The organism is Streptomyces sp. NPDC057474, assembly GCF_042802555.1.
Taxonomy (GTDB): Bacteria; Actinomycetota; Actinomycetes; order Streptomycetales; family Streptomycetaceae; genus Streptomyces.
In genome coordinates, this window is sequence record NZ_JBHVDX010000332.1 from 1 (window position 1) to 7743 (window position 7743).

At 73.7% G+C, this 7743-nt stretch carries 8 protein-coding genes; 4 read left to right on the top strand and 4 right to left on the bottom strand.

Annotation, left to right across the window (positions count from 1 at the left end; translation table 11 throughout):
- Positions 1–73: 73 nt before the first annotated feature.
- The 3 genes from ACFU53_RS44700 to ACFU53_RS44710 are packed head-to-tail and all read right to left on the bottom strand — an operon-like array spanning position 74 to position 2672.
- Complete coding sequence (locus ACFU53_RS44700) at positions 74–1432, bottom strand: ABC transporter permease (protein ID WP_384005718.1); 1359 nt, start codon at positions 1430–1432, stop codon at positions 74–76.
- Entirely contained in the window at positions 1429–2142 is a 714-nt protein-coding gene (locus ACFU53_RS44705) for an ABC transporter ATP-binding protein (protein ID WP_384005720.1), read from the bottom strand. Before ACFU53_RS44705 ends, ACFU53_RS44700 begins: the two co-directional genes overlap by 4 nt.
- Complete coding sequence (locus ACFU53_RS44710; RefSeq protein WP_384005722.1) at positions 2139–2672, bottom strand: PadR family transcriptional regulator; 534 nt, start codon at positions 2670–2672, stop codon at positions 2139–2141. Before ACFU53_RS44710 ends, ACFU53_RS44705 begins: the two co-directional genes overlap by 4 nt.
- 233 nt (positions 2673–2905) lie before the next feature.
- Here ACFU53_RS44710 and ACFU53_RS44715 point away from each other — a divergent pair, with 233 nt between their 5' ends.
- The 3 genes from ACFU53_RS44715 to ACFU53_RS44725 all read left to right on the top strand — a co-directional run bounded on the left by ACFU53_RS44715 (position 2906) and on the right by ACFU53_RS44725 (position 5768).
- On the top strand, positions 2906–3142 hold the full coding sequence (locus ACFU53_RS44715) for a hypothetical protein (protein ID WP_086754011.1): 237 nt from the start codon (positions 2906–2908) through the stop codon (positions 3140–3142).
- Positions 3143–3172: 30 nt separating this feature from the next.
- Positions 3173–5272 (top strand): 4-alpha-glucanotransferase, encoded by a 2100-nt coding sequence (gene malQ / locus ACFU53_RS44720; RefSeq protein WP_384005725.1) that lies wholly within the window; start codon positions 3173–3175, stop codon positions 5270–5272.
- Positions 5273–5516: 244 nt separating this feature from the next.
- Positions 5517–5768 (top strand): hypothetical protein, encoded by a 252-nt coding sequence (locus ACFU53_RS44725; RefSeq protein WP_384005727.1) that lies wholly within the window; start codon positions 5517–5519, stop codon positions 5766–5768.
- A 254-nt stretch (positions 5769–6022) separates the two neighbouring features.
- Here the strand turns inward: ACFU53_RS44725 and ACFU53_RS44730 are convergent, their stop codons facing one another.
- Positions 6023–6565 carry a MarR family winged helix-turn-helix transcriptional regulator gene (locus tag ACFU53_RS44730; RefSeq protein ID WP_384005728.1) on the bottom strand — a complete coding sequence of 181 codons (543 nt, stop codon included), beginning with the start codon at positions 6563–6565 and terminating at the stop codon, positions 6023–6025.
- A 124-nt stretch (positions 6566–6689) separates the two neighbouring features.
- On the opposite strand from ACFU53_RS44730, the gene ACFU53_RS44735 reads away from it, so the two are divergent.
- Positions 6690–7724, top strand: a complete 1035-nt coding sequence (locus ACFU53_RS44735) for an EamA family transporter (RefSeq protein WP_384005730.1) — start codon at positions 6690–6692, stop codon at positions 7722–7724.
- Positions 7725–7743: the final 19 nt, after the last annotated feature.

The window sequence follows — 7743 nt, forward strand, 5'->3', positions numbered from 1 at the left end:
CGTCCCAGGAGTACCCCCCGTACCTCCCGGAGTGTCGGGTCCGGCCGCCGAAGAGGATCGCGGCCTCGCGGCCCTACGCGTACCGCAGCTCCGCGGGCCGGACCGTGCGGCGCAGCAGCGGCAGGGACGTGGCCGCCGCGAGGAGGCAGGCGCCGTAGACCGCGAGCGGGACCAGGAACGCGCCGTAGGGGATGACCAGGGTGCCGCCCACGGCCGTGGCGTACCCGACGCCGATCGCCGTACCGCCGAGGCCGGCGACCAGCACCGACGGAGCCAGGGGCAGGGCGGTCTCCAGCAGCAGCGCTCGGCGCAGCACCTCGTACGGCACCCCGGCGGCGACCTGCGCGGCCAGGCCCCGGCGGCGGGTGGCGAGCGACTCGGCGGTGCCTACGGCCAGCCCGAACAGGGTGACGGCGAAGCCGACCAGGATGGCGGCGGCGGTGAAGTTCAGGCCGGTCGTGTAGAACTCCTTCCTCTCGGCCAGGTCGTACTTGGCGATGTGCGCGAGCATCCCCTGCCGTATCCCGAGGAACCCGCTGCCGACCACTGCCCCCATGACGACGGCCGCGTGGGTGCGGGCCGAGGCCCACGGGTCGTCGCGCAGCCGTTCGGCGGCGATCAGCACCGCCGGGTTCCCGGTGCGCGCGGCGAGCAGCCGGCCGGTGAGCTTCGAGACCGCGCCGGACAGCAGCACCGCGACCGCACCCACCGCGAGCAGCGCGCCGCAGAAGGTCAGCGGAGCCTGGCCGGCCGAGTAGTCGGGCATGTCCCTGTTGGTGTTGGCGACGGCGACGAGTGCCGCGAGCACCAGCAGTGCCACCGCTCCCAGGAACACCCACACCGGCCCCCGGCCCGTGCCCGGCCGCACCCGGCGCACCCAGCCCAGCGGCGAGGCCACCACCTGGCGCAGCGCCAGCACACTCGCGACCGCGCCCAGCACCGGCACGCCCAGCGCCACCAGCGCGATCACGAGCCAGGCCACGACGCCGGGGCTCCGCCCCTCGCCCAGCAGGAACACCATGAAGGCCACCGTGGAGACCAGCGAGCCCGCCAGACAGGCCACCCCCGTCTCCAGCGCCGCGATCCGGCGCACCTGGTTCGCCGACGCGCCGGCCAGCCGCAGTCCGGCCAGCCGCCGGTCCCGGTGCACGGCGCCCACGCGGGTGCACTGGCCGAGGAACCCGAGCACGGGTATCAGCAGGAACAGCAGGGTGACGATCACCCCGGAGCGTTCACCGGGGTTGTCCAGCAGTCCGGCGGCCATGTCCACCGAGTGGTGGCCCTCCAACGAGGCCAGCACGCCCGCCGCCAGGCCGAAGGCCGTCGCCAGCGCCGCCCCCAGCCCCGTCAGCGCCACCCGCCACCACTCGCGCCGGTCGGAGCCCCGGGTCAGCAGCAGGGCGAGGCGGAGATCGTTCGTCAGCGCGTTCACCGGGACACCTCCAGCGACGCGTCGGCCTCGGAGACCACGACGCCGTCCTTCAGCGTGACCTCACGGTCCGCGTACGCCGCGGTCTGCGCGTCGTGCGTGATCAGCAGCACCGCCGTGCCGGACTCCCGGGCCGCGTGCGTCAGCACCGCCATCACCTGCTCGCTCGCCAGCGAGTCCAGCGCCCCGGTCGGCTCGTCCGCGAACACCACCTTCGGCCCCGTCACCAGCGCCCGCGCCAGCGACACCCGCTGCGCCTGGCCGCCGCTCATCTCACCGGGCCGCTGCTCCTCCTGTCCGCGTACGCCGAACCGCTCCAGCCACTCACCGGCCCGTGCCCGCGCCTCCTGCCGGGAGGTCCCCGCCAGCAGCAGCGGCAGCGCGACATTGTCGACGGCCGTCAGCTCGGGTATCAGCTGCCCGAACTGGAAGACGACCCCGAAGTCCGTCCGCCGCAGCTCGCTCAGCTCCTTCTCGGGAAGCCGGTCGAGCCGCTTCTCGGCGTACGCCACCGAGCCCTCGTCCGGCCGGACGATGCCCGCGAGACAGTGCAGCAGCGTGGACTTCCCGCTGCCGCTGGCCCCGGTGACGGCGAGGATCTCGCCCTCGCGCAGCTCCACCGAGGCGCCGCGCAGCGCCCGCGTCCTGCCGTGCTCCTTGACGAGACCGCGGGCCGCGAGCAGCGGCACGGGGCTGGTGTTCTTCTCGTTCATGCTGCGTCGACCTCCGCGGTCAGGGTGGTCAGCCGGGCCGTGGTGGTGTTCATCCAGCGGAGATCGGCGTCGAGATGGTTGAGGGCGTAGTCCGCCGCGAGCACGGTCGCGAGATCGGCTCCCGGCGCGGTCTTCACGGCGGTCAGCTCCCGCATCCGGTTCATGTGCGCGGTGCGCTGCGCCCGTAGGTAGGCGGCCGGGTCGCCGTCGGCGAGGATCGAGACGACGAGTTTGGCGAAGATCTCGTTCGTCACGAACGGCGCGGGCGCGGTGATCTCCCCGGCCCACCTGGCCAGTTCGCGTGCCCCCTCGTCCGTGGAGCGGTACATCGTCCGCTCCGGACCGCTGTCCGCCTCGGTGCCGTCGATCTCGGCGAGCCCGTCGCGGACCAGTCGCTGCAGGGTCGTGTAGACCTGCCCATAGGCCAGCGGGCGGGCCTGCGGAAAGCGTTCGTCGTGCCGTCGCTTGAGGTCGTAGCCATGGCTCGGCCCACCGGCGAGCAGCCCCAACAGGATGTGACGGGTGCTCATGGGAATCAGTATGCACTGAGTATATGTACTGAGTGAATAGTGATCGGGGGAACGCGGTCCCGCCGATGGCCGAACGGCCCGTCGACGGCCGATGCCGGAGGAGCCGGGACCCCGGCGCACAAGTGACCAAAACCACGATGTCCGCCCACCCACGTCTGCGGCGGCGCCCGCTGGGTAGGGCTGGAGTACCCCGGACCCGCACCCCATTGCCGTACGACGACAAGGAGGCCCCCGTGGCCGCACCGGCTCACCTTCCGACCCCGGCCCGCTCCAAACGCACGGCGGAGCCCTACGAGCTCCACGAGCCCCATGTCTGCGTCTTCAGCGCCGAGGGACCCTGCGCCGACGTCCCCCTCACCAGCGAGCCCCCGCTCCCCGACGCCGAACCCCTCACCAGCGAGCCGCCCCTCACCGACGCGGCCCCTCTCACCAGCGAACCCACGTCCAACGGCGCTGCATCGGGGGTCTAGATGCAAGAAGATCCAGGGGGTTCGAGCCCGATGCCCGAGACGCCGCTGGCCCGGCTTGCCGCGCTGCACGGCGTCGCCGCCTCCTACAGTCCCTCCCCGGACCGTACGGTCGCGGCCTCGCACGGCGCCGTCGTGGCCGCCCTCGCCGCGCTGGACGTCGACGCGAGCACCCCCGAGGCCGTGAGCGCCGCCCTCGCGGCACGCGAACGGCAGCTGGGTGAACGGCTGTTGCCGCCGACCGTGGTCTGCTGGACCGACGGCGCGCCTCCCGCCGCGCTGGCCGCCCTGCCGGACGGCACCCGGCTGCGCGTCGAGACCGAGCAGGGCGAACTCCGCTCCGGCGTCGAGAAGCTCCCCCCGGGCGTGCACGCGCTGCGCGCCACCACCCCCGACGGCCGCACCGCCGAGGCCCACCTCGTCGTGGCCCCGGCCCGGCTGCCCGCCCCGCCCGGCCGCACGTACGGTCTGCTCGTCCAGCTCTACTCCCTCCTCTCGCAGCGCAGCTGGGGCATGGGCGACCTCGGCGACCTCGCCGAACTCACCGCCTGGGCCGGCCGCGCCCTCGGCGCCGGATTCGTGCAGGTCAACCCACTGCACGCGGCCGTCCCCGGCGCCCCCACCGACCCCTCCCCGTACCGCCCCTCCTCCCGCCGCTACCCCGACCCGGTCCACCTGCGCGTGGAGGACGTACCGGAGTACCCGTACGCCCTCTCCGCCGCCTCCGCCGCTGCCTCCTCGTCCCCCGACGAGCGCGACCGCGTCGGCGCGCTGCTGGAACGGGCCGTGCTCCTGCGGCAATCCGTCCTGGCCAAGGGCGAGCTGATCGACCGGGACGCGGTGTGGGAGCTCAAGCGCGAGGCGCTGGAGCTGGTGCGTGCCGTGCCGCTCGGCCCCGGGCGGCGAGCCGCGTACTGGGACTTCCTCGCCGAGGAGGGCGAGGCGCTGGAGGACCACGCCACCTGGTGCGCGCTCGCCGAGGTCTACGGCTCCGACTGGCAGCGCTGGCCGACGGGCCTGCGCGACCCGCGCTCCGCCGAAACCGCCCGCGCCCGGGGGGAGCTGATGGACCGCGTCGACTTCCACACCCGCCTGGCCTGGCTGACCGACGCCCAGCTCGGCACCGCACAGCGCTCCGCCCGCGACGCGGGCATGCCCGTCGGCCTCGTCCACGACCTGGCGGTGGGCGTCCACCCGGGCGGCGCCGACGCCTGGGCCCAGCAGGAGTACTTCGCGGCCGGCATGTCCGTCGGCGCGCCCCCCGACGCCTTCAACTCCCGAGGCCAGGACTGGGGCCTGCCCCCCTGGCGCCCCGACCGACTCGCCGAGTCCGGCTACGCCCCCTACCGCCTCCTCCTCCGCGCCCTCCTCCGCCACGCGGGCGCCCTGCGCATCGACCACGTCATGGGCCTGTTCCGCCTCTGGTGGGTCCCGCAGGGCCAGGCCCCGACCGAGGGCACGTACGTCCGCTACGACGGAGACGCCATGCTCGCGATCCTGGTCCTGGAGGCCTCACGGGCCGGTGCCCTGGTGATCGGCGAGGACCTCGGTACGGTCGAGCCGGGCGTCCGCGAGGCCCTCGACGACCGTGGTGTCCTCGGCACGTCCGTCCTCTGGTTCGAACGTGACTGGGAGGGCACGGGCCGCCCCCTCCCGCCCGAACGCTGGCGCGCGAACTGCCTCGCGACGGCCACCACCCACGACCTCCCGCCCACCGCCTCCCGGCTGACCTGCGACCACGTCGACCTCCGCCATGGCCTGGGCCTGCTCACCCGCTCCCTGGACGAGGAACGTGCCGAGGCCGCCGCCGACGCGGGCGAATGGCTGGCCCTCCTTGCCCGGCTGGGTCTGCTGAACGGCGCCGGCGGAGGCATCTCCACCACCTCCGAGGAGGACCGGATCCAGGCCCTCCACCGTTTCCTGCTCCGCACCCCCGCCCGCATGATCGGCCTCTGGCTCCCCGACACCCTCGGTGACCGCCGCCCCCAGAACCTCCCCGGCACGTGGGACCAGTACCCGAACTGGCGCCTGCCGATCGCCGACGCGTCCGGCCGCCCGGTGACGCTGGAGGACCTGGCGGCCTCCCCTCGGCTGTATGCCCTGGTGGATGTGCTGAGGGGCGCGGGTGCCTAATGGCTCGGGGGGCGAGGTGTGTTGGCGGCTGCGGGTGGGTGGGGCATCTCGCGCAGTTCCCCGCGCCCCTGAAGGACCAGGCCCGGCGGGCCTGAAAAGCACGGGGCGCAGCCCCTGCTTTTCAGGGGCGCGGGGAACTGCGCGAGCAACCACACCCGACCCGGACCCGCCGGACCGCACGCACCCCGAGCTGCTAGGCCCCCCCGGCCGAGCGAAGCTCACCCACGTTCGTTACCTTTAGCGCGTGGACAAGAACAACGCCCTGCGCGCCGGCGCCCTGGCTGCCGGTACGACGCTGATGATGCTGCTCATGTCGTCCCCCGCGCTCGCGCTGACGCCCGACGACGGCGACGACCCGGGCCCGGGCCTCAGCGTGATCGAGACGCTGGGCCTCTACGTCGTCGCGCCGCTCGCGCTGTTCGCGGTGATCGCCGGCCTGGTCTGGGTCCTGGACGGGTCGACGGACCGTCAGCCGAAGGCCAAGGCCAAGGCCTGACAGCCTCCGCTCCGCCTTCTCAACACGTTCCATCGAGGGCACCCCCCCCGCACACCTGTGCGCCGGGGGTGCCCTCGACGTGTTCCGGGCGACGACTGGGGGTGATGGCTGGGGGTGACGGTCGGGGCGACGATCGCGGTGGCGGGCAGGGCATGAACACCGGCCTCCCGACACCTACGAGGCCGAAGGCCACCCAGCACTGACAGCGTGGCGGGGTGCCGGTGTCACGTCCCGGCCGACTCCTTGAGCCTCGGTCACGCCCGGGTTCCCACCACCAGCATCCTCAGCAGGTCGGCCAGTTGGCCGGCCTGTTCGTCGTTCAGGTGGGACAGCGCCTCGGTCTGCACGGCCAGGCCCGCGCCGACGGCCTCGTCGATCAGCCGCAGGCCCTCGTCGGTGAGGGTGACCTGGAGGGCGCGGCGGTCGTGCGGGTCGGGGGAGCGGCGGAGGAGGTCCGCGCGTTCGAGTTTGTCGAGGCGGCCGGTCATACCGCCGGTGGTGAGCATGAGGGTCGCGGAGAGCTGGCGGGGCGAGAGCGCATACGGCTCGCCGGACCGCCGCAGGGTCGCGAGCACGTCGAACTCGCCGCGCGAGATCCCGAACCGCGCGTACGCCTTCTCCATCCGGTCGCCGAGCGCCCGCGAGAGCCGGTAGACGCGCCCGAACACCTCCATCGCGGTGGTGTCGAGATCGGGCCGCGCGACCGCCCACTGCTCGATGATCGCGTCGACGGGGTCGCGGAGGGCCTGAGCCTTCCCGGACCGCTCGGACCGCTGGGGGTGGGGGCTCGCGTTCATGGGGTGAGTATCCGGCGCGGGTCGGTCGGCCGCAAGAAAGTAGCTTGACGGAAAGTTGCTTAGCGCTAAGCTAATCGAAAGCAAGTTAATTCAGTGGTCTCTCACGCCGGGAAGGGCGCGCCCCATGACCGCGAACGCCGCGCACACCGCGAATCGTCTCCCCCTCATAGCCCTGACCGCACTCGCCCCCATCTCCTGGGGCACCACCTACGCCGTCACCACGGAGTTCCTGCCGGCCGACCGCCCCCTGTTCACGGGCCTGGTGCGGGCGCTTCCGGCGGGGCTGCTGCTGCTGGCGATCTCGCGCAAGCTGCCGCGCGGGGTCTGGTGGTGGAAGGCCGCGGTGCTGGGCGCGCTGAACATCGGCGCCTTCTTCCCGCTCCTCTTCCTCTCCGCGTACCGGCTGCCGGGCGGCATGGCGGCGGTCGTCGGCTCGATCGGCCCGCTGTTCGTCGTGGGCCTGGCGACCGTGCTGCTGGGGGAGCGGCCGACCGTACGAACACTGCTCACCGGAATCGCCGCGGCCCTCGGCGTCAGCCTGGTCGTACTGAAGGCGGCGGGCGCGCTGGACCCGGTCGGCCTGCTCGCGGCGCTCGCCTCCACCGCCTCCATGTCCACCGGCACGGTCCTCACCAAGCGGTGGGGCCGCCCGGCCGGTGTCGGCCCCCTCGCCCTCGCCGGATGGCAACTGACCGCAGGCGGCCTCCTGATCGCCCCGCTCGCCCTCCTCGTCGAGGGCGCGCCCCCGGCCCTGGACGGCCGGGCGATCGGCGGCTACCTCTACCTGGCCCTCGCCAACACCGCCATCTCCTACTGCCTCTGGTTCCGAGGCATCGGCCGCCTCTCCGCCACCCAGGTCACCTTTCTCGGCCCCCTCTCCCCCCTGACCGCGGCCGTGGTCGGCTGGGCGGCCCTCGACCAGGCACTCACCCCCCTCCAACTCCTCGGCATGCCCATCGCCTTCGGCGCGACGATCCTGGGCCAGCTCCAGCCGCGGCCGGCACCGTCCGGCGAGCCGGGCCTCGCCGAAGTGGTGGGGGGTGAGGTCTTCGCGCCCGAAGAGCCGGCACAGCGTGCCCGAGTCGCCCCAGGGGCGGCCGTCGCCGAGTTCGGCGCTCGCGCTCGCGATCGCGTACGCCACCGGTCCCTGGACGGGTAGGGCGTGGCCGCACATATGG